This is a genomic window from Streptomyces sp. NPDC002888, from assembly GCF_042888465.1.
In the GTDB taxonomy this organism is placed as follows: Bacteria; Actinomycetota; Actinomycetes; order Streptomycetales; family Streptomycetaceae; genus Streptomyces.
This window is the reverse complement of sequence record NZ_JBIAPU010000016.1, coordinates 37,040-57,280: the sequence shown is the minus strand read 5'-3', so window position 1 is coordinate 57,280 and position 20,241 is coordinate 37,040. Positions and strand designations below refer to the sequence as shown.

The following is a 20,241-nucleotide window of genomic DNA, read 5'->3' as shown; positions in this document are numbered from 1 at the left end:
GAACCCGTCCCGGCGGCACCCTGCTTCCGCAGGAGGCCGCCGGGAGTTCGCTCATGGCGATGGGAAGCGATGAGGCTCAGGCTCTGCCCAGCAGCCTCCAGATCTGGTTCTTCTTGGTGCTGAGGGCGCTCGCCGGGTCGCAGGTCCACTGGTGGATCAGGGCCCGTGGCTGGGTGGAGACATCGGAGACGTCGACGCACTTGCCGCTGTGCACGGCGACGAGCTGGTAGTCGTGGCTGTTGCCCAGCGCGCTGACGGCATTGAGGGTGAACATCTGGTTGGTCTGGCCGTTGCAGGTGTACTGGCCGACGGCGGCGCCGTCGGCCGTCGACGCACCCGAGACGTCCAGACACTTGCCGCTGAGCTCGTCGACCACGGTGTAGGTGTTCGTCCGGCCGGCGACCGGCTTGAGGTCGAGCATCTGCTGGTAGCCGCCCTCGCAGTAGTACTGCTGGTACTGCGTGCCGTTGGCCGTGCTGAGGCCGGTGTCGTCCAGGCACTGGCCGCTGTTCTGGCTCACGGCGACGGTGGAGACGGTGGTGTTGGACGGCGGCAGCAGGGTGACGGTGTAGCCGTCCTTGGCGTTCGACCAGGGCAGGGTCAGCGAGGCGGAGTTGCCACTGACCGTCAGGGTGGTGTCGGAGATCGTCTCCGGGCCCGCCACCGCGGCCCCGTTGTTGTGCGGGAGGCGCTGTACGACGGCCCGGACCCTGCTGTTCTCCACCACCGACGTCGTGTTCAGACCGGTGAGGTTGACGGTGACGGTGCCGGTGTTGCCACTGATGCCGAGCAGGATCTTGGCGTTCTTGGCGGTGTTGTCCTTGGTGGCCAGACCGTCGGTGCCGGTGCCCGGGACGAGGTTGACGATGTTGCCCGTCTGGGAGCCGTAGTAGCGGTACATGAACCACTCGCCGAGCGGCACGTACTGGCCGGCGCTGTTCTTGGTGAGCAGGTTGGCCTCGTAGTCGTGCAGGTTGGTGCCCGAGGCCCAGTTGCCGCGCAGGCCGTCGGCGCCGGCCCGCTCCAGACGGCCGATGAACCAGGCGCCACCGCCCGGGGACTGCATGGACAGGGCGGCGTACTCGTTGATCTGGTACGGACGGGTGTTGGTCAGGCCCGCCGCGGCGAGCGTCGAGTTGGCGCGCCCGACGTCGGTGACCGGGTCACCCGGCTCGTCGTGCCAACTCCAGATGTCGGGCGCAACGTTGTTGGCCTTGACGTAGTTGAGGTAGGTCGTCCACCAGGTGTTGGAGGAGTTCGGCTGGCTCGCGGTGCTGGGCCCGACGATGAGCTGGCCCGGGAACGCGGCCCGGACGCGGGCGTAGAACCGTGACCACATCTGCAGGTACTGGCTCTGCGAAGGGCCCCAGAAGTTCCTGCCGTCCGGCTCGTTCCACAGGTCCCACTGGACGTTCATGTTGTTGGCACGGACGTCGTTGATGAGCTGGGTGACGAAGTTGTCGAACTGTGTCCAGTCCCCGTTGTCGCCGGGCCAGCCCTGGGTGGTGGTGGCGTCGGCGCCCCACAGGTCGTGCGGGAGCAGGACGAACGTGCCGCCGAGGGCGGCGGTCCGCTTGTACTGGGCCAGCGTGGAGTTCCAGCGGGTCTGGTATCCGGCGAGGCTGGTGCCGTAGCCGCCGTTGTTGAGCTGGGCACCGCCGGCCCGCATGAGGTGCCACTTGATGTCCTTGAAGAAGTGGTCCTGGGGCAGCGATCCGTCCGGGGTCATCCCGTAGATCATTCCCGAGGCGTGGTACGTGGGAGCTCCGCCGGCGGTGGCGAAGTCCACGGTGACGCTGGTGTCGGCGGCGTGCGAGGCGGTGGCGGGCAGCAGACTCGCCGCCAGGGCCGTCAGCAGGACGGCGGCTGTGGACAGCGGGCGTGGTGAACGGTGGTGCATGTGCGGCTCTCCGAGGTTTCCGAGGGGCGGGGTGTCAGCCGTCAGTGATGCGAACCGGTTCGATCGACGTAGAGCAGGGCAGCCCTTGCGGGAGAAGGGGTGTCTCGGGGGACATCGTGATCTCGAGCGGCCTTGTCGAACCGGTTCGCCGGAAGCTAGCACCACCTGAAACAAGCCAGCAATGCCTTCGACAGGGATCGGGCAGCAGATTTCCGGAATTGCGTGTGAGGCATTGACACCCGCTCCTGAGGCTCCTAGCTTCCAGTCACGCGAACCGGTTCGACAGCTGGTCCGCATTCGAACCGGTTCGATGAAGGAGCACTCCGTGAACATCGGTGAGATCGCCAAGCGGGCCGGTGTCTCGCGGAGCACCGTGTCGTACGCGCTGAGCGGCAAGCGTGCGGTGTCGGAGGAGACCCGCCGTAGGATCCAGGAGGTCATCGACGAGCTGGGTTACAGGCCCAACGCCAGCGCACGGGCGCTGGCCAACGGCCGGACCAGCACCATCGGCCTGGTCTTCCCGCCGGCGGGGAACCACTACACCGGAATGCAGCTGGACTTCATCGGCAGTGTGGTGGAGGCCGCGGCGGCCTACGACTACGACGTGCTGCTGTCGCCGAGCGGTGTGGACAGCGACCGTTCCTTCCAGCGGCTGCTGGGGGAGCGGCGTGTCGACGGCGCCATCCTGATGGAGATCAGGCTTCAGGACGACCGGGTCGACCACCTCCTCGCCGAGAACTTCCCCGCCGTCTGCATCGGTCGCACCGCGCAGCCGGAGGGCGACTGGTGGGTCGGCCTGGACCACACCGCGTTGGTGGAGGCCTGTGTGCACCATCTCGCCGACCTGGGACATCGCAGGATCGCGTTCGTGAACCGGCCCGAGCACCTGCTGCGGGCCGGGTACGAGTCGGCGCACCGAGGGCTGGAGGGCTTCACGAAAGCCGCGGCGGAGCGTGGGCTGACCGTCCGCACGTACTGCTGCGGCGATGACGCCCCCTCGGGTGAGGTGTGCCTGGAGCGGATCCTGCACGAGGATCCGGCCACCACGGCCCTCGTCACGCTGAACGAGGCCGCGCTCGGAGGCCTCTACCGGGGCCTGGCCATGGCGGGCCGCCATGTGCCGCGTGACTTCTCCGTCACCGGCGTGGTGGCGGGGCGGTGGGCGGAGACGGTGACCCCGCAGCTCACGGCGGCCGACGTACCGGCGGAGCAGATGGGGCGCCTCGCCGTCGACCTGCTCGTCGAGCGGCTCGACCATCCCAGCGCGGCGCCGCGCCACCACCTGCTCGCGCCGCCGATCTCCCTGCGCGCCAGCACCGGGCCCGGCCACCCGCACTCCGGTTCCGGCTCGAACGCCTGACACCTCCCCGGCACTCTCTCGCCGAGCATCGCTCCTTCACCGGCCCCGCTGAGCCGGTCGCCACCCTCACCCCTCTATCCGGCATGCCCAAATACAGGTCGTGCCGGGCATCGCGAAGGAACGCACCATGAACAGATCGACCGGACGGCGGCTCACGGCCGTGGCCCTGACCGTCGTCGCCGTAGCCACCGGCGCCACCGCCTGCTCGTCCGACGGCAGCACGTCCGCGAAGGGCGAGGACAGCGGCACCTACACCGTCTGGGACCCGTACCCGCAGTTCGCCAAGGACTCGGCGTGGGCGAAGCTGCTCGACGGCTGCGGCACCAAGGCCGGGGTGAAGGTCAAGCGGACCGCGTTCGACACCAGCGACCTGACGAACAAGGCTCTCCTCGCGGCCCAGCAGGACAACTCCCCGGACGTGCTCATCGTCGACAACCCCGTCGTCTCCACGCTGGCCGAGGCAGGCGTCCTCACCACCAGCGACGACAACAGGCTGGACACCTCGAAGGTCGACCCCAACCTCCTGGCGGCGGGCCAGTCGGGCGGGAAGACGTACGGCACGCCCATCGGTGCCAACACCCTTGCCCTCTACTACAACAAGGACGTGCTGAAGAAGGCCGGTGTCGATGTCGCCTCGGTCAAGGACTGGACGTCGCTGACGGCGGCGCTGGAGAAGGTGAAGAAGGCGGGCAAGAAGGGCGTCACGTTCTCCGCGATCGGTACCGAGGAGGGCAGCTTCCAGTTCCTGCCCTGGTTCTGGGGTTCGGGCGCGAAGCTCACCGAACTCGACTCCGCCCAGGGCGTCTCGGCGCTGTCGCTGTGGAGCGACTGGCTGAAGAAGGGCTACGCCCCCAACTCGGTGATCAACAACACCCAGACCACCAGCTGGCAGGAGTTCGCCAGCGGCGACTACGCCTTCGCCGAGAACGGTACCTGGCAGCTCGCGAACGCCGACAAGGCCGGCTTCGACTACGGCGTCCTGCCCATCCCCGCGTCCACCGGGGGCAATGCCGCGGCCCCGACCGGCGGCGAGTTCGTCACCGTCCCCGTCCAGGGCGACACCGGCCGCTACGCCACCACACAGAAGCTGGTGACATGCCTGACCAGCACCGAGAACCTCTACGCCACCGACACCACCCTGTCCTACGTGGCCCCCACCACCGAGGTCCAGAACAAGCAGGTGGCGTCCGACGCCAAGCTGAAGCCCTGGGTCGAGGCGGTCAAGGCGGCCAAGGGACGCACCAGCGACGACCTCGGCACCAAGTACCCCAAGATCTCCGAGCAGATGTGGAAGGCCGTCCAGTCCGCACTCAGCGGAGTTAAGTCCCCCAAGGACGCGCTCGGTTCGGCGCAGTCCGCGGTCAAGTGACGTGGAACCGATGAAGCAGACGACCCACCCGCCGGACCGCCGGCCCGTGGTCGACCGGAAAGGGGCGGCCACCGCCGCCCCGCTCCCGGCCCGTACCACTCCTCGCCGACGCCCCCGCTCGCAGCAGTGGGCGGCCTGGGCCTTCCTCACCCCGGTCACCCTCTACCTCACCCTTTTCTACGCCTACCCGCTCTACCGCAACATCGATCTGAGCCTGCGCAACTACACCGTCCGCTCCTTCGTCCGGGGCGACGCGCCGTTCACCGGCCTGAAGAACTTCGAAACGGTCTTCCAGGACCCGACCTTCGGCCCCGCACTGGTGCACACCGTGGTGTTCACGGCCGTGTGTCTGTTCTTCCAGTACGCCATCGGCCTGGCCCTCGCGGTCTTCTTCAACCAGCACTTCCGGCTCTCCGCGACGCTGCGTGCCCTGTTCCTGGTGCCGTGGCTGCTGCCGCTGATCGTGTCGGCGTCTACCTGGTCGTGGATGCTCAACAGCGACTCCGGCATCGTCAACGCCCTGTTGAGCGCCGTCGGTATCGATCCGGTGAACTGGCTGACCTCGCCGGAGTGGTCGCTGACGTCGGTGATCATCGCCAACATCTGGATCGGTGTCCCGTTCAACCTGGTCGTGCTCCACAGCGGTCTGCAGTCGATCCCGGGCAGCCTGTACGAGGCGGCCGCCCTGGACGGGGCGAGTGCCTGGCGGCGCTTTTGGAGCATCACCTTCCCGCTCCTGCGGCCGGTCTCCGCGATCACCCTGCTGCTGGGCCTGGTGTACACGCTCAAGGTCTTCGACATCATCTGGATCATGACCAAGGGCGGTCCGGCGGACTCGTCCACCACCTTCGCCACCTGGTCCTACCGGCTCGGCTTCGGCAATCTGCTGCCCGCCTTCGGCCCCGGCGCGGCCGTCGGAAACCTGCTCGTCGTCGCCGCGCTGGTCTTCGGCCTGGTGTATCTGAGGGTCCAGAGAAAGCAGGCACTGGCATGAACTCCCCGCACCGGCGCGGTCGTACGGGGTGGAAGACCGTCCTCGGCCTGGCGCTGACCGCCGTCATGCTCTTCCCGGTGTACTGGATGCTGAACGTGTCCTTCACCCGCGACCAGGACATGCGCAAGAGTCCGCCGGACCTGTTCCCCGTCCACGGCACGCTGGAGGGCTACCGGGCCGTCCTCGACCAGCAGTTGCCCTACCTCGGCACCAGCCTCGTCATCGGCCTGGGCACCGTCGTCCTCACCGTGGCCCTGGCCGCACCCGCCGGCTACGCGCTCGCGAAACTGCGCCCACGCGGCGGAGGAGTGCTCGGTTTCCTCTTCCTGGTCGCCCAGATGGTCCCCGGCATCATCATGGCGATGGGCTTCTACGCCGTCTACCTCCAGCTCGGACTGCTCCAGTCCGTCCCCGGCCTGATCGTCGCCGACTCCACGCTGGCCGTCCCCTTCGCGGTGCTGATCTTCACCGCGTTCATGTCCGGCATCCCCGGCGAACTGCTCCAGGCCGCGCAGATGGACGGAGCCGGGCCCCTGCGCACCTTCCGGGCGATCGTGCTGCCGATGAGCCGCAACGCCGTCGTGACGGTGTCGCTGTTCGCGTTCCTGTGGTCGTGGTCGGACTTCGTCTTCGCCAGCACCCTCGCGGGCGGCGGCGCGCACGAGCCCATCACGCTCGGCATCTACCACTACATCGGCAACAACAACCAGGAGTGGAACGCCATCATGGCCACCGCCGTCGTGGCCTCGCTGCCCGCCGCGGTGATCCTCGTCCTCGCCCAGCGTTACGTCGCCGCCGGTGTGACCGCCGGAGCCGTGAAGGACTGACCTCCCCCGGCATACCACTGGTGACCCCTGCTCAAGAAACGAGTGACCCTTCATGACCGCCGCCCCGTCCGGCCCGGCCTTCTCCCTCCACGACATCCCGTTCAGCACGCACGGATCCTGGTTCGACATCTCGCCGGTGCTGGCGGAGAAGACGTACGCCGACGACCTCCACCTGGTCTCCCACCAGAACGGCATGCACGCCGTCCTGCGCCTCGTCCCCCTCGACCCCACGACCGGCGAGCGGGCCGAGACCCGTAGCGCGGCGAGACCGAGCCTCCTCACCTGGACCCGCGAGAGCGGGCGCATCGACCTCGCCTACGAGGCACCGGACACCGTCCGCCTGCGCGGGGCGGGGCTCGGACTGCGGGTCACCGCGGCGGCGCGGACCCTGACGCCCTTCACGGGCACGTACGCCTTCCGTGACCCGGTGGACGGAGCGTACGTGTTCACCTCGTACGAGACCGGGCGCCGCTACCGGGTCACCGTGCTGTCGGGCACCGTGGTCGACGCCACCGGCGGGCAGGCCCTGGGCAGTGCCGACCGCGGGCTCACGATCACCGCGGACGCCGGCGGAACCTGGGAGGCCGCCGTCGAGGAGTTCGACAGCGCGCGCCGCCCCTACCGCACCCGGGCGACGTTCGCCGAGGTCGTGGCCGTGGCGGAGCAGACCTTCGCCGACTTCGTCGACACGGTGGCCCCCTGGCGCTCCTCCGGTACCCCGGCCGCCGAACTCGCCGCGTACGTCCTGTGGTCCGCGACGGTGAACCCGGCGGGGCTCGTCACCCGGCCCGCGGTGCTGATGTCCAAGCACTGGATGGACAAGGTCTGGAGCTGGGACCACTGCTTCAACGCCCTCGCCCTGGCGCCGGGAACACCCGCGCTGGCCTGGGACCAGTTCTCGCTGCCCTTCGACCACCTGGACGAGAGCGGGGCGCTGCCCGACTCGCTCACCCACTCGGAGGTCCTGCACAACTTCGTCAAGCCCCCCATCCACGGCTGGACCCTGTCCCACCTGCGCAGGCGTCTGCCCGCACCGCTCGACCGCGACGAACTCGCCGACGCCTACGACAGGTTGCGACGCTGGACGGACTTCTGGCTCACCGCACGCCGGGCGCCCGGCGCCGCGCTGCCCCACTACCAGCACGGCAACGACAGCGGCTGGGACAACGCCACGACCTTCGACCCCGAGCGCGTGGTGGTCACCGCCGACCTGGCCGCGTTCCTCGTCCTCCAACTGCACGAACTCGCCGCCCTGGCAACGGAACTCGGCCGTGGTGATGAGGCCCGCGGCTGGCTGGACACCGCGGAGGCGACCCAGGCGGCCATGCTCGACGAGCTGTGGACCGGGGAGCGGTTCGTCGCACGGGGCGCCGACAGCGGCGACACCTGGGGCAGCTCCAGCCTCCTCGACCTGATGCCCATTGCCCTGGGCGAGCACCTGCCGGAGAGCGTCGCCAAGACGCTGGCCACCCGGATCGAGGCCCACCTGACCCCGTACGGCCTGGCCACGGAACTGCCCACGTCACCGCACTACCGCCCCGACGGCTACTGGCGCGGTCCCATCTGGGCGCCGGCCACGGTTCTCGTCGAGGACGGCCTGCGCCGCGCCGGTCACCGTCGCCTGGCGGACGAGATCAGCGCCCGCTTCCGGCGCCTGTGCGAAACCCACGGCTTCGCGGAGAACTTCGACGCCCTCACCGGCACCGGCCTGCGCGACCGCGCCTACACCTGGACCGCGGCCGCGTATCTCCTGCTCGCCGAAGGCCAGGCACTGCGGACCGCCTCGCCCGCCTCCGGCACCGCGTAGCCGCGTTCAGTCGAGGCCGCGCTCGGTCACCACTTCTTCGTCCTGCGCGGCGCCGGCCTGGTCGAACAGCGCGACCAGGGGCCCGAACGGGTCAACCGCCTGCGCTGCGAGGAGTTCGACGCCCGCTTCCCCGGCCTTTTCGACCTGCTCCTCCGCGCCGACGACACCGCCTAGCGATCCTGCGAAAGCTCCAGGAGTTCGGCGAAGGTACCGCCGGCGTGGACCAGGTCGTCGTAGCGGCCCTGCTCGGTGATGCGGCCCTGCTCCATCACCACGATGTGGTCGGCGATTCTCGTGTTCTCCAGGCGGTGGGTGACGACGATCGTGATGCGGTCGGCGGCGATGGCCTTGATCCGCTCGAAGATCTGGTGCTCGCCACGCGGATCCATCTGGGAGGTCGGCTCGTCGAGGATCAGCAGGGACGGCCGGCGGTAGAGGGCCCGGGAGCAGGCCAGGCGCTGCCACTGCCCGCCCGAGAGCTCCGCACCGCCGAACACCTCGCGGGCGAGGAGGGTGTCGAGGCCGGCAGACAGGTCCTCGACGGCCTCGCGCATACCGACCGCGTCGACCGCCTCCCACACGGGTCCGTCGTCGTGGGCGCGGGGCTGTCCCAGCGTGACGTTCTCCCGTACGCGCAGCGGCCACTGGGCGAAGATCTGCGGGACCAGGCCGGTCTGCCGCCAGACGGTGGCCGGGTCGGCCTCGGCGAGGTTCACGCCGTTCCAGCTGACCCGCCCCTTGTCGGCGAGGTAGATCCCGGTGATCAGACGGGTCAGGGTCGACTTGCCCGACCCGTTGACGCCGACGATGGCGAGGATCTCCCCGCGGCGCAGGGTGAGGGAGACACCGTCGATGGCGGGCGTGTCCTTGCCCGGGTACTGGTAGACGACCTCCTCCAGTCGGATGTCGGCCACGGGTGCGCTCACCGCGAGCGGACCGCGCCGTGGCGCCCGTGCCTCCGCGTCGTCGAGGAACGCCTGCATGTCGGTGAGGTAGAGACTGGTGTGGAAGAGCGCGGCGCCGTTGATGATGACCTGGGAGAGGGCGGCCAGCGTGGTCTGCACGGCGACGACGGCGGTGGCGGCGAGGGCGAGCGCGATCCGGCCGGTCGTCGCCAGCCAGGCCAGCGCGCACCAGGTCGCCACGAGGAACACCCCTGCGACCAGGGAGGAGACCAGCGCGATCCGCAGGGTGCGCGGCGCCGCCGCGAGGGTGCGCCGGTCACAGCGGTCGGACAGCGACCGGTACCAGAACAGCAGGTAGTCGGTCATCGAGTTGGCGCGGACCTCGTCGCCGTACTTGGGTGTGGTGGACCACCAGCGCATCATGCCGCGGACGTTGCGGTCGGCGATGTTCGCGTAGTGGATCTCGTAGTCCACCCGCGCGGTGAGCACGGCGCCGACACCGGCCGGGAGCACGGCGAGCAGCAGCAGGGGCAGCATCAGCGGGTTGAGAACGGACAGTGCTCCGGCCGCCGTGACCATCCTGAGCAGGGCCGACAGGAACCGCTGGGCGTCGGTGACCATCACATGCGTACGGATCACCCCCATCTCCGCGGCTTCCTGCCGGTCGGAGAACCCGTCGACTGCGTACGCCGACGCTTCGACCCGGCACACCGCCGCCACGAGCGCGGTGTCGGTCTCGGTGGTCAGGCGCGGGGTGATGCGCCGCTCGGCGTAGCCGGCCACGGTGGTGGCGACGCGGGTCAGCCCGGCGGCGACGCCGACCACCAGGAGGGCCGGCAGAGCCTGGTGCAGCCGTTCGGTGGGCGTGCCGCCGCCGAGGATCGGGCGCATCGCGCGGGCGGTCGCCGCCAGCAGCACCGCCGCCGCGACGCCGGTGACCACCGGGCAGGCCAGGAGGAGGAGTACCGCTCGGCGGTCGATCCGCCAGGACATGCCGATGATGCGGTGCAGCACCCTCGGAACCTGGGCGCAGAGTTTCCGGAAGGAGGCTTCACCGAGCGGGTCGACGGAGTACTCCCCCCTGTACGTGATCTCGGCGGGTGGTGGGGGAGGGACTGGTCCCACCTGCTTCTCCCTGGCATCTGCTGCGGTCAACTGAGGACCTCCGTCGTGGACTTGGCCGCCTGCCGTGGCGACATCGAGGTCAACGAAGCGACCCCCGATATCGAACACACGTGTTTCGGACGAAGCCCGGACCCCGGGGTAGAGCGCCCGGCGCGACGTGTAGAGGCCACGGATCCTTGTCCCGCCCTGACCGTCCACCGGCCGAAGATGGCCGACACGCCGATGTGACTGCGTGCTTCAGTTGGCCTTACGTTCCAGGGACGGGTCGGTCGAGCCCTTCGTGTGGTTGGGCCGCCCAGGGGTGCCGAGTTCCTCGCCGTGGTGGGCAACGACACGGCGGACTTCACCAGACCGGACGGGCCCGCGGCGTTCGCCGGTCTGGCTCCGGCACCGCACGATTCCGGGAAGCGGAACGGCAACCTGCACCGGCCGCGCCACTATCACCGGGGTCTTCAGCGCGTCTTCCACATGTCCGCCCTGATGAGCGAGCGCTACGACCCCAACTCCCGGGCGTTTTACGACCGCAAGCGCCTGAGGGGAGACGCCATACCCAGGCCGTGATCGCCCTCGCCAGCCGCAGAGTCAACGTCCTGTGGGCCCTGATCCGCGACCGGCGGTGCTGCCAAGTCGCTGCGCCCGAGCCTGGCTAGTTCTTGCCCGCCCCATCATGTTTCTCAGGACGTCCTGGCAAGATCGGGTTCATGGTGGGTGACGACGTTCAGGCAATCTTTGACCGGGCGGGCTGCACGGGCACCCTGCTCGTCCAGTCGCTGGACACGGACACCGAGTTCGGGCTGCGCTCCGATGAACTTGTGGTTCCGGCCTCGGTCATCAAGGTGCTGGTCGCGTTGGAGGCGGAGACCTCGTTCGTCGATGGCCGCCTGGACCCGAGTGAGCAGGTGGTGCTGCGCGCAATCGACCGGACCCCCGGCCCGGTCGGGGTATCCCTGTTCGAGGACGACGCCGTCATCTCCTGGCGGGACATGGTCGTACTGATGCTGACCATCAGCGACAACCCCAGCACCGACGCATTGATACGTCGGCTTGGTACCGACGCCTTGAACACGACGGCCGCACGGCTCGGGCTGAGCAACACGGCGGTCGAGTCCGACCTGATGACCATGCTGGACTCCATCGGCCAGGACCTCGGCCGCGCCGGCTGGAAGGACCTGACCTCCTGGTCGGCCGGCGCATCGGCCGAAGATTCGGCACAGGCCGACGAACTCTTGCCAACTGCGCGCGCTCTGGATCCCGGGAAGGGAACCACCACCACGCCGCGCGACATGGTCACGCTGCTCCGGCTCATCTGGACCGGGCAGGCGGGACCAGCCGCTGCGTGCGAACGAGTGCGGTCCATCATGGCCCAGCAGCTGACCAGGCACCGGATTTCCAGCGCGTTCCAACCGCCCGTGCGCGTGGCAGCCAAGAGTGGGGGCCTCCTGGGCGTCGTACGTAACGAAATCGGCGTCGTCTCCTACCCGGACGGCCGCGAGTACGCCGCTGCCGTCTTCACCAGGTCCCGGCCCGGATCGGACGAACGCGCGATCAACACCGCCATCGGAACCGCGACCGCTCGCGCCATCGCCTCATTGCGCTACGACGCCGCCTGACGGTTCTGGCGCCGGGAGCGCGGTCAGTGGCTGCGGCGCCGGTTCGGTGTCATCGAGGAGGTCTCCGCCGACGAGCCCGTACCGCACGTGTGCTGGTACGAGGCCGACGCGTATGCCCGCTGGGCCGGACGGGGAGTACTCCGAGGTCTTCTTCGGCCCCGAGTACAAGGTGCTGCGTGGCGGCGCCTTCTCCGTCGACCCGGTCGCCGCCCGGGGCACCTCTCGCAACTGGGACTACTCCGCCGAAGCGGCCAACCGAACCACTCCGTCACAACGCGCCGCCGGTGCCGCCCCTCTGCCGGACATGCGGGGCATTCGGTCGGGTGTTGCAATGGCTGGAGGAACTGTTCGTCCCGTCCGGCTGCGCCCAGGGCGCCCCATGGGAGATGAGCGAGCATGCCAGGACTCCTTCGCGGTGTCGCCCGCACCGCAGTGATCTCGGGCACGGCCACCGCGGTGTCGAACCGGGTGTCGCGACGCCAGGCGGGCCGGTGGGCCCAGCAGGACTACGAGCGGCAGTCCGTGGCGCAGCAGGACGTCGGCACCGCGCCCGCCACGTCGCAGCCGCCCGCCGAGGAGATGACGGACAAGATCGATCAGCTGAAGCAACTCGCCGACCTCAAGGCGCAAGGCGTGCTCACCGACGAGGAGTTCGAGTCCCAGAAACGGCGAGTGCTCGGCTGAGCCGGGAAGACGGGGCCGTGACAGCACGGGGGCACGCCACGGCACACGGTGCCGGCGCGCAGCCGGAAGAGGCGGACCGGCTGCGCGAGCTGTTGCGCGACCGGGCCTACCAGAAGGCGCTCGTGTTCTCCGCGCTGATCGGCGTCCCCGTCTCCCTCGCCGCGTTCTGGTTCCTCGCCGGCCTTCACGAGCTGGAGCACCTGCTGTGGACCGACTGGCCGGAGCATCTGGGATGGGACCTCCCTCCCTGGTGGTGGCCACTGCCGCTCCTGACCGTCGCCGGTCTCGCCGTCGGCCTTGTGGTCCGGTACCTGCCGGGCGCAGGCGGCCATGTTCCCGCCCTGGGGCTGCACACGCCGGCGACGGCCCCGGCCGCCCTGCCGGGCGTGATCCTCGCGGCGGTGGCCAGTCTGACGCTGGGCGCCGCGCTCGGCCCGGAGGCACCGTTGATCGCGCTGGGAGGCGGCCTGGCGGCGTTCTTCGCGCGGCTGGCCCGCGCCCCGGCGACGCCGCAGAGCACGGTACTCCTCGGCGCGGCCGGTGCCGCGGCGGCCCTCTCCGCGATCTTCGGCAACCCGCTCGTCGGAGCCATCATCCTCATGGAGGTCGCCGGCATCGGCGGCCCGCAACTGTTCGCGGTCATGGTGCCCGCGCTCTTGTCCAGTGGCGTCGGATCCCTGGTCTTCACCGGGTTCGGCCGCTGGACCGGCCTCTCCACGGGCAGCCTGACGCTGACCTGGGGCGTCTCGTCTCCCCGGCTCGACGCCGGGGACGTGCTCTGGGCGGTGCTGATGGCCGTCGCCATCGGTGTGGCCGTCCACGTGTTCCTGTCCACGGGCCGCCTGGCCGCCGGCTTCGTCGCGAAGCGGCCCGTCATCCACACGGCGGTCTGCGCACTTGCCGCCGGGGCCTGCGCGGGCATCTACACGGCGGCCGTCGACCGGTCACCGGCGGACGTGGCGTCGTCCGGTCAGGCGACACTGGCCCAACTGGCCGAGGATCCCCACGCCTGGGGCGTCGGTGCCCTCGTCGCCGTGCTGGTGTGCAAGGGGGCGGCGTACGCGCTGTGTCTCGGCTCCCTCAGAGGTGGTCCCACCTTCCCCGCGCTGTTCCTGGGCGCCGCGGCGGGAGTCCTGCTCGCGCCGCTGCCCGGGCTGGGGGTCGTGCCCGGCGTGGCGGCGGGCATGGCCGCCGCGTCGGCGGCCGCACTGCGGCTGCCCGTCAGCAGCGTGGTGCTGATCGTCCTGGTGCTGGGCAGCGCCGCGATGATCCCCGTGGTGATCCTCGCGGCCGTGGCTGCCTTCGTGACGGTCGAGCTGCTGCCCTCCGGCCATCCGGCGCCACCGGAGGGAAAGCCCTCTGCGCCGCAGTGAAGAGGCCCGCGCCACCGAGGGTCGGCCCTGGCCCCGCGATGCGTACGGGCCGGGGGTGGCCCACACTGGAACGAGAGCCCGGCGTCGGCCGAGGAGCCCCCGTGACGGATGATGCGAAGAGGACCTTGACGGCACAGGCATCCATGTCCGAGTCGGACTTCCGGTCCCTGTACCGCGGGCTTCGAGATCGGGCGGCGGACGACGGGCGTCCCGAGCGCGGAACGCTGGGCCTGATCACGCCCGAGCGGTTGGTGGCCGCCGCCTCCCAGGTCCGGTACGGACGCACGGTGTCGCTGGCCGCCCCGATCGAGACCCGCCCCGGCCCGGACGACCCACAGCCCGCCTCCCACCGGATGATCGCCCCGGCGGAGGGACAACTGGACGCCCACGGAGAGCAGTTCGCCCGCGACCGGTTCGCCATGAACGTGCACGGGGACGCCGACAGCCACCTCGACGCCCTCTGCCACGTGGTGTTCGACGGGGAACTGTACGGCGGCGCCCCGGCGAGCACCGTGACACCGCAGGGCGCCGGCACGCTCACCCTGGACCTGGTCCGCGACGGCATCGTCGGTCGAGGCGTCCTCCTCGACATCCCCCGCCTGAGGGGCGTGCCCTGGCTCGACCCCGGCGACCACGTCACCGCCGACGACCTGAAGGCCGCCGAGGACGCACAGGGCGTCACGGTCGGACCGGGGGACCTGCTGTTCGTACGCGTCGGGCACCGACGGCGGCGGCAGCGCCTCGGCGCCTGGAACGCGGCGCGAGCCCGGGCGGGCCTGCACCCGACCGCGATGCGCTTCGTGGCCGAGCGGGGCGTGGCCGCCCTCGGGTCGGACGGCAACAACGACACGGCACCCAGCGCGGTGACCGAGATCCCCTTCCCCGTGCACGTCCTGGCCGTCAACGCCCTGGGCCTGCATCTCATGGACTACCTGGACTTCGAGGACCTGGTGCCGGAGTGCGAACGGTCGGCCCGCTGGCACTTCCTGTGTGTGGTCGCCCCGCTCCGGCTGCCCGCGGCCACCGGCTCCCCGGTGAATCCCATAGCCGTCCTGTGACCGCCGGGCGCGGGCCGCTCCGGGTGCCGCCCGGCCCCGCGGCGTATACGTTCGAAGAGGGGCGACAACCGCAGCAGGTCCCGCCAGGAGCTGGAGACCGCGAAGCGAGGACGGTGGTCGTCATGCGCGACTCCACCCAGTACGACGTCGTCGTCATCGGCACCGGTGCCGGCGGGGGAACGCTCGCCCACCGACTCGCCCCCTCGGGCAAACGGGTGCTCATCCTCGAACGCGGTGACTACCTGCCGCGCGAACGCGACAACTGGGACTCGACGGCCGTGTTCGTCAAGGGCAAGTACCGGGCCCCGGAGTTCTGGCTCGACCAGCACGGCAAGGAGTTCCCGCCCGAGGTCAACTACTACGTCGGCGGCAACACCAAGTTCTACGGCGCCGCGCTCTTCCGGCTGCGGCCGGAGGACTTCGGGGAACTGCGCCACCACGACGGCGTCTCCCCGGCGTGGCCGATCCGCTACGAGGACCTGGAGCCGTACTACACGCAGGCCGAACACCTCTACCGGGTCCACGGCCGGCACGGCGAGGACCCCTGGGAAGGGCCCTGCAGCGATCAGTACGCGTATCCGCCGGTCGAACACGAGCCGCGCATCCAGCAGTTGAGCGACGACCTGGAGAAACGGGGACTGCACCCCTTCCACCTGCCCATCGGCGTCGACCTCACCCAGGACGAGCGGGGCGGGGCGAGCCACTTCAGTGCCTGCATCCGCTGCGACCGGGTCGACGGATTCCCCTGCCTGGTGCGCGGCAAGTCCGACGCCCAGGTGATCTGTGTCGAACCGGCGCTGCGACACCCGAACGTCGAAATGATCACCAACGCCCGGGTGACCCGGCTCGAGACCGATCCGACGGGCCGCACCGTCACCGCCGTCGTCGCCCAGCTCCCGGGCGACGAGGAGACCCGATTCTCCGCGGAGGTCGTGGTGGTGGCCTGCGGTGCCGTCAACTCCGCGGCCCTGCTGCTCGCTTCGGCCAATGACCGGCACCCCGACGGTTTGGCCAACGGCTCGGGCGTGGTCGGCCGCCACTACATGCGTCACAACAACCTCGCGCTGATGGCCGTTTCGAAGGAACCCAACGACACCCGGTTCCAGAAGACGCTGGCCCTGCACGACTGGTATCTCGGCGCGGACGACTGGGACCACCCCCTCGGCGGAATCCAGATGCTCGGCAAGTCGGACGCCGATCAGATCCATGGTGAGGCGCCGCGGTGGGCCGGAACGGTCGCACCGGACATGCCCTTCGAAGTCCTGGCCCACCACGCCGTCGACTTCTGGCTGTGCGGCGAGGACCTGCCCCGGCCGGACAACCGGGTCACGCTGGACGGCGACGGCCGCATCCACCTCGCGCTCGACGAGACCAACAACATCGAGGGCCTCACACGGCTGCGGCACAAGCTCCAACAGATGCTCGGCCACCTGGGGATGCACGAACACCGTCTGCTGTCCCACAGCATCTACCTGCACAAGGGCATGCCCATCGGGGCCACCGCCCATCAGGCGGGCACGGTGAGGTTCGGCGCCGATCCCGCGACGTCCGCCCTGGACACCCACTGCAAGGCGCACGACATGGACAACCTGTACGTCGTCGACACCAGCTTCTTCCCGAGCATCGGCGCGGTGAACCCGTCCCTGACCGCCATCGCGAACGCCCTTCGCGTGGGCGACCACCTCGTGGAGCGGCTGAGCTGACGTACGGCGGACGGCATCCGACCGGGGGAAAATCTCCCACGGTCGGCGCAACCCGCGCGCTCCCCGGGTGGCACCACTCGTCCACGGTGATTGTGTGACCCGTGGAACTCCGGGCCAGAACCTGGCCGACCGGGCCGTGCAGGGGAGGAAAGAGTCATCGTGGGTGCCACCGAAGGCGCGTCCCAGGGCGTGATCCCTCCGCAACTGCTCAAGGGCCAGAAGGCTCTGGTGACCGGCGCGAACTCGGGAATCGGCAGGGCCACGGCCATCGCCCTCGGGCGGGCCGGGGCCGACGTGGTCGTGAACTACGTGGCGGGCCGGGAGGAAGCCGACAAGGTGGTCGGGGAGATCGCCTCCTTCGGCGTGCGGGCTGCGGCCTTCGAGGCGGACGTATCCGACGAGGACCAGGTCGTCGCCATGATGGACCGCATGGTCCAGGAGTTCGGCACGATCGACATCCTGGTCGCCAACGCCGGCATGCAGCGTGACGCGTCGTTCACCGAGATGACCCTCGCCCAGTGGCAGAAGGTCCTGGACGTGAACCTGACCGGCCAGTTCCTCTGTGCCCGTGAGGCGACCAAGGAGTTCCTGCGGCGCGGAGTCGTTCCCGAGGTCTCCCGCGCGGCCGGCAAGATCATCTGTATGAGCTCCGTGCACCAGATCATCCCGTGGGCCGGGCACGTCAACTACGCGGCCTCCAAGGGCGGCGTACAGATGATGATGGAGACGCTGGCGCAGGAACTGGCACCGCACAAGATCCGCGTGAACGCCATCGCCCCGGGCGCCATCAAGACCCCCATCAACCGTGACGCCTGGGAAACGCAGGAGGCCGAGAACGACCTCCTGCGGCTGATCCCCTACGACCGCGTCGGCGACCCCGAGGACATCGCGCACGCGGCCGTCGGCCTGGCCTCCGACCTCATGGACTACGTCGTGGGCACCACCCTCTACGTGGACGGCGGGATGACCCTGTTCCCCGGATTCGCCACCGGCGGCTGACTCACCCCACCCACGTCGCCGTCGGAGAGCCGCGCATGCACACCACGGTCCAGTTGCTGGCTCAGGCGCCGGCACAGATGCTTCCGGCCAGATCGTTGATGGCCTTCACCCTCGCCTCCCACATCATCCTGGTGCCCCTGGGCGTGGCGCTGCCGCTGATCACGCTCATCATGCACGGGTACGGTCTGCGCCGCGGGGACGCGACCGCCCTGCTGCTCGCCCGACGATGGTCGGCCGTGATGGCGGTCCAGTTCGCGATCGGGGTCGTCACCGGCACCGTGCTGTCCTTCGAGTTCGGGCTGCTGTGGCCGGGCCTCATGGGCAGATGGGGCGACGTCTTCGGCATCGGGTTCGGCGTCGAGGCGTGGGCCTTCTTCCTGGAGGCCGTCCTCATCGCCATCTATCTGTACGGATGGCGCAGGCTTCCCACCCGCGCCCACTTCCTGCTCGGACTGCCCCTGCCCGCCGCGGCCCTGCTCGGTGCCTTCGGGATCCTGGCCGCCAACTCCTGGATGAACACCCCGCGCGGCTTCAGCCTGGATTCCGCGGGCAACCCCGTCGACGTGAAGATCTGGAAGGCGATCTTCACGCCCATGTTCGGTCCGCAGTACTGGCACTTCGTCGTGGCGATGCTCGTGACGGCGGGCTACGTCGTGGCCGGCGTCTACGCCGTGGGCTGGCTGCGCGGCCGCCGCGACCGCTACCACCGGCTCGGCTTCACGATTCCCTTCACGGTCGCGGCGGTGTGCACACCGGTGCAGTTCATGCTGGGCGACTCCATCGCCCGGCAGGTGTTCCACAAGCAGCCGGTGAAGTTCGCGGCCATGGAGATCGTCTGGGACACCGACACCCACGTGCCGGAATACCTGTTCGGCCGACTGCATCCGGACGGCAGCATCTCCGGCGGCATCCGGATCCCGCAGCTCGACTCCATCCTCGCGGGCTTCCACCCGGACACGAAGGTGACCGGGCTGACCTCCGTCCCCGCGAGCGACCGGCCGACGGCCACTCAGGCGACCATCGCGCACTGGGCCTTCGACATCATGGTCGGCATCGGCTCCCTCCTGGTGCTGCTCGCCCTGTGGTACGCCCTGGTCCGGCTGCGCCGTCGCAGGCTCCCCGCCTCACCGTGGTTCTTCCGCAGCGCGGCCCTCGCCGGCATCGCCTCCGTCGTCGCCGTGGAGTGCGGCTGGATCACCACCGAGGTGGGCCGCCAGCCGTGGATCGTCTACGAGAACATGCGGGTCGCCGAAGCGGTGACGTCGACGCGTTCCACGAGTCTGTGGATCGTGTTCGGTCTGGTCGTCGTGATCTACGTCTTCGTCTTCGCCTCGTTCCTCGCGGTGCTGCTGAAGATGCGCACCCGCTGGAGGCTCGCCGACGCGGCCGTCGGGGGAGACGTACCCCCGGAGTCGCCGGAGACGGACACACCGTACGGTCCCAGGTCCACGGTGCCGTCCGCGCACGCACGCGGCGAGGGAACCCCTCCTCCCACGGGAGGCCGACCGTGATCGCCGATGTCATCGCCGTCGTGCTTCTCCTGGCCGTCGCCGCCTACGCCTGTGCCGGCGGCACCGACTACGGCGCGGGATTCTGGGACCTGACCGCGGGTGGCGCGGAGAGCGGAAAGCGCCCCCGATGGCTCATCGACCACGCGATGGCTCCCGTGTGGGAGGTGAACAACGTCTGGCTGATCTTCGTACTGGTCATCATGTGGACGGGTTTCCCCGTCTTCTTCCAGCAGGTGTTCACCGCGATGTGGCTGCCCCTGGTGCTGGCCGCCCTGGGCATCGTGTTGCGCGGTGCCGGATTCGCCCTGCGCAAGGCCGCCCGACGGCTGGCCGGTCGGCGCCTGTACGGCGCCGTGTTCGCCCTCTCCTCGCTGCTGACGCCGTTCTTCTTCGGTGCGGCGGTCGGGGGAGTGGCCTCGGGCCGGGTGGGACCGGGGACGAAGGCATCGGAGGACGCCTGGGCCAACCCCACCTCGGTCCTGTTCGGTCTGCTCGCCGTGGCGACCACGGCACTGCTCGGCGCGGTGTTCCTCGCCGCGGACGCCCGGCGCTTCACCGCACCGGACCTGGAGAACCACTTCCGGCGGCGGGCGTTGGGGGCCCTGGCCGTCGTCGCCGTTCTCGCCGTGACCACCCTCGGCGTCACCCACGAGGACGCGCCGCACGTGTGGCACGGGCTCACCCATGGTGTGGGACTCGTCTTCGTCGTCCTGGCGGCGCTGGGCACGCTCGCCACGGCCTGGCTGCTCGTCCGTTCCTCCGGAGCCTGGTCCCGGGTCAGCGCGGTCGGCGTGGTCGCGTCGGCCGTCATCGCGTGGGGCATGGCGCAGCGCCCCTACCTCATCCCGACATCGCTGACGGTGGCCGAGGGCGCGGGCGCGGCCACCACGCTGCGCTGGCTGGGGCTGGTCACCCTCGTCGCGGCCGTGCTGGTCTTCCCCGCGGTCGCCCTGCTCTACTGGCTGGACACCCGCGGCGAGCTGGAGTCCCTGAGCGACGCTGACCTGCGGCGCTGA

Annotated in this window: 15 protein-coding genes and 3 pseudogenes; 16 read left to right on the top strand and 2 right to left on the bottom strand. The window is 70.0% G+C overall.

Going from position 1 to position 20,241, the window contains the following annotated elements:
- Positions 1 to 76: 76 nt before the first annotated feature.
- Positions 77 to 1,900 (bottom strand): RICIN domain-containing protein, encoded by a 1,824-nt coding sequence (locus ACFYWX_RS25385; RefSeq protein WP_389426388.1) that lies wholly within the window; start codon positions 1,898 to 1,900, stop codon positions 77 to 79.
- Between the two features lie 325 nt (positions 1,901 to 2,225).
- On the opposite strand from ACFYWX_RS25385, the gene ACFYWX_RS25380 reads away from it, so the two are divergent.
- From ACFYWX_RS25380 to ACFYWX_RS25355, 6 genes and pseudogenes are all read left to right on the top strand, one after another.
- Positions 2,226 to 3,260 (top strand): LacI family DNA-binding transcriptional regulator, encoded by a 1,035-nt coding sequence (locus ACFYWX_RS25380; protein ID WP_389426387.1) that lies wholly within the window; start codon positions 2,226 to 2,228, stop codon positions 3,258 to 3,260.
- 127 nt (positions 3,261 to 3,387) lie between these two features.
- Positions 3,388 to 4,629, top strand: coding sequence for an extracellular solute-binding protein (locus tag ACFYWX_RS25375; RefSeq protein WP_389426386.1), 1,242 nt, complete (start codon positions 3,388 to 3,390; stop codon positions 4,627 to 4,629).
- Between the two features lie 10 nt (positions 4,630 to 4,639).
- Positions 4,640 to 5,623, top strand: a complete 984-nt coding sequence (locus ACFYWX_RS25370; RefSeq protein WP_389426385.1) for a carbohydrate ABC transporter permease — start codon at positions 4,640 to 4,642, stop codon at positions 5,621 to 5,623.
- Positions 5,620 to 6,450 carry a carbohydrate ABC transporter permease gene (locus ACFYWX_RS25365; protein WP_389426384.1) on the top strand — a complete coding sequence of 277 codons (831 nt, stop codon included), beginning with the start codon at positions 5,620 to 5,622 and terminating at the stop codon, positions 6,448 to 6,450. The genes ACFYWX_RS25370 and ACFYWX_RS25365 overlap by 4 nt, the downstream gene beginning before the upstream one ends.
- Positions 6,451 to 6,502: 52 nt before the next feature.
- Positions 6,503 to 8,257, top strand: a complete 1,755-nt coding sequence (locus tag ACFYWX_RS25360; protein WP_389426383.1) for an amylo-alpha-1,6-glucosidase — start codon at positions 6,503 to 6,505, stop codon at positions 8,255 to 8,257.
- A gap of 12 nt (positions 8,258 to 8,269) precedes the next feature.
- Positions 8,270 to 8,431, top strand: a pseudogene (locus tag ACFYWX_RS25355) (transcriptional regulator); the annotation flags it as partial.
- Here the strand turns inward: ACFYWX_RS25355 and ACFYWX_RS25350 are convergent.
- Complete coding sequence (locus tag ACFYWX_RS25350) at positions 8,428 to 10,317, bottom strand: ATP-binding cassette domain-containing protein (protein ID WP_389426382.1); 1,890 nt, start codon at positions 10,315 to 10,317, stop codon at positions 8,428 to 8,430. The pseudogene ACFYWX_RS25355 and the gene ACFYWX_RS25350 overlap by 4 nt on opposite strands.
- Positions 10,318 to 10,587: 270 nt before the next feature.
- On the opposite strand from ACFYWX_RS25350, the pseudogene ACFYWX_RS25345 reads away from it, so the two are divergent.
- From ACFYWX_RS25345 to ACFYWX_RS25300, 10 genes and pseudogenes are all read left to right on the top strand, one after another.
- A pseudogene (locus tag ACFYWX_RS25345) lies at positions 10,588 to 10,937 on the top strand (transposase); the annotation flags it as partial.
- Between the two features lie 51 nt (positions 10,938 to 10,988).
- Positions 10,989 to 11,897, top strand: a complete 909-nt coding sequence (locus tag ACFYWX_RS25340; protein WP_389426381.1) for a serine hydrolase — start codon at positions 10,989 to 10,991, stop codon at positions 11,895 to 11,897.
- A gap of 3 nt (positions 11,898 to 11,900) precedes the next feature.
- Positions 11,901 to 12,135: pseudogene (locus ACFYWX_RS25335) on the top strand (SUMF1/EgtB/PvdO family nonheme iron enzyme); the annotation flags it as partial.
- Between the two features lie 158 nt (positions 12,136 to 12,293).
- On the top strand, positions 12,294 to 12,581 hold the full coding sequence (locus ACFYWX_RS25330) for an SHOCT domain-containing protein (protein ID WP_389426380.1): 288 nt from the start codon (positions 12,294 to 12,296) through the stop codon (positions 12,579 to 12,581).
- A gap of 17 nt (positions 12,582 to 12,598) precedes the next feature.
- Positions 12,599 to 13,954: a chloride channel protein gene (locus ACFYWX_RS25325; RefSeq protein WP_389426379.1), complete on the top strand. Its 1,356-nt coding sequence runs from the start codon at positions 12,599 to 12,601 to the stop codon at positions 13,952 to 13,954.
- A 143-nt stretch (positions 13,955 to 14,097) separates the two neighbouring features.
- Entirely contained in the window at positions 14,098 to 15,012 is a 915-nt protein-coding gene (locus ACFYWX_RS25320; RefSeq protein WP_389426541.1) for a cyclase family protein, read from the top strand.
- A gap of 122 nt (positions 15,013 to 15,134) precedes the next feature.
- Positions 15,135 to 16,715, top strand: coding sequence for a GMC oxidoreductase (locus tag ACFYWX_RS25315; RefSeq protein WP_389426378.1), 1,581 nt, complete (start codon positions 15,135 to 15,137; stop codon positions 16,713 to 16,715).
- A 159-nt stretch (positions 16,716 to 16,874) separates the two neighbouring features.
- Complete coding sequence (locus tag ACFYWX_RS25310) at positions 16,875 to 17,714, top strand: SDR family oxidoreductase (RefSeq protein WP_389426377.1); 840 nt, start codon at positions 16,875 to 16,877, stop codon at positions 17,712 to 17,714.
- A gap of 35 nt (positions 17,715 to 17,749) precedes the next feature.
- Positions 17,750 to 19,225 carry a cytochrome ubiquinol oxidase subunit I gene (locus ACFYWX_RS25305; RefSeq protein ID WP_389426376.1) on the top strand — a complete coding sequence of 492 codons (1,476 nt, stop codon included), beginning with the start codon at positions 17,750 to 17,752 and terminating at the stop codon, positions 19,223 to 19,225.
- The gene (locus tag ACFYWX_RS25300) at positions 19,222 to 20,241 is read left to right on the top strand and encodes a cytochrome d ubiquinol oxidase subunit II (RefSeq protein ID WP_389426375.1); all 1,020 of its coding nucleotides are present in this window, start codon (positions 19,222 to 19,224) and stop codon (positions 20,239 to 20,241) included. The genes ACFYWX_RS25305 and ACFYWX_RS25300 overlap by 4 nt, the downstream gene beginning before the upstream one ends.

Excerpts from the sequence above, each read along its gene's own strand:
- ACFYWX_RS25385 (WP_389426388.1), bottom strand. The coding sequence starts at position 1,900 with ATGCACCACCGTTCACCACGCCCGCTGTCCACAGCCGCCGTCCTGCTG.
- ACFYWX_RS25375 (WP_389426386.1), top strand. The coding sequence starts at position 3,388 with ATGAACAGATCGACCGGACGGCGGCTCACGGCCGTGGCCCTGACCGTC.
- ACFYWX_RS25370 (WP_389426385.1), top strand. The coding sequence starts at position 4,640 with ATGAAGCAGACGACCCACCCGCCGGACCGCCGGCCCGTGGTCGACCGG.
- ACFYWX_RS25365 (WP_389426384.1), top strand. The coding sequence starts at position 5,620 with ATGAACTCCCCGCACCGGCGCGGTCGTACGGGGTGGAAGACCGTCCTC.
- ACFYWX_RS25360 (WP_389426383.1), top strand. The coding sequence starts at position 6,503 with ATGACCGCCGCCCCGTCCGGCCCGGCCTTCTCCCTCCACGACATCCCG.
- ACFYWX_RS25340 (WP_389426381.1), top strand. The coding sequence starts at position 10,989 with ATGGTGGGTGACGACGTTCAGGCAATCTTTGACCGGGCGGGCTGCACG.
- ACFYWX_RS25330 (WP_389426380.1), top strand. The coding sequence starts at position 12,294 with ATGCCAGGACTCCTTCGCGGTGTCGCCCGCACCGCAGTGATCTCGGGC.
- ACFYWX_RS25320 (WP_389426541.1), top strand. The coding sequence starts at position 14,098 with ATGTCCGAGTCGGACTTCCGGTCCCTGTACCGCGGGCTTCGAGATCGG.
- ACFYWX_RS25315 (WP_389426378.1), top strand. The coding sequence starts at position 15,135 with ATGCGCGACTCCACCCAGTACGACGTCGTCGTCATCGGCACCGGTGCC.
- ACFYWX_RS25305 (WP_389426376.1), top strand. The coding sequence starts at position 17,750 with ATGCACACCACGGTCCAGTTGCTGGCTCAGGCGCCGGCACAGATGCTT.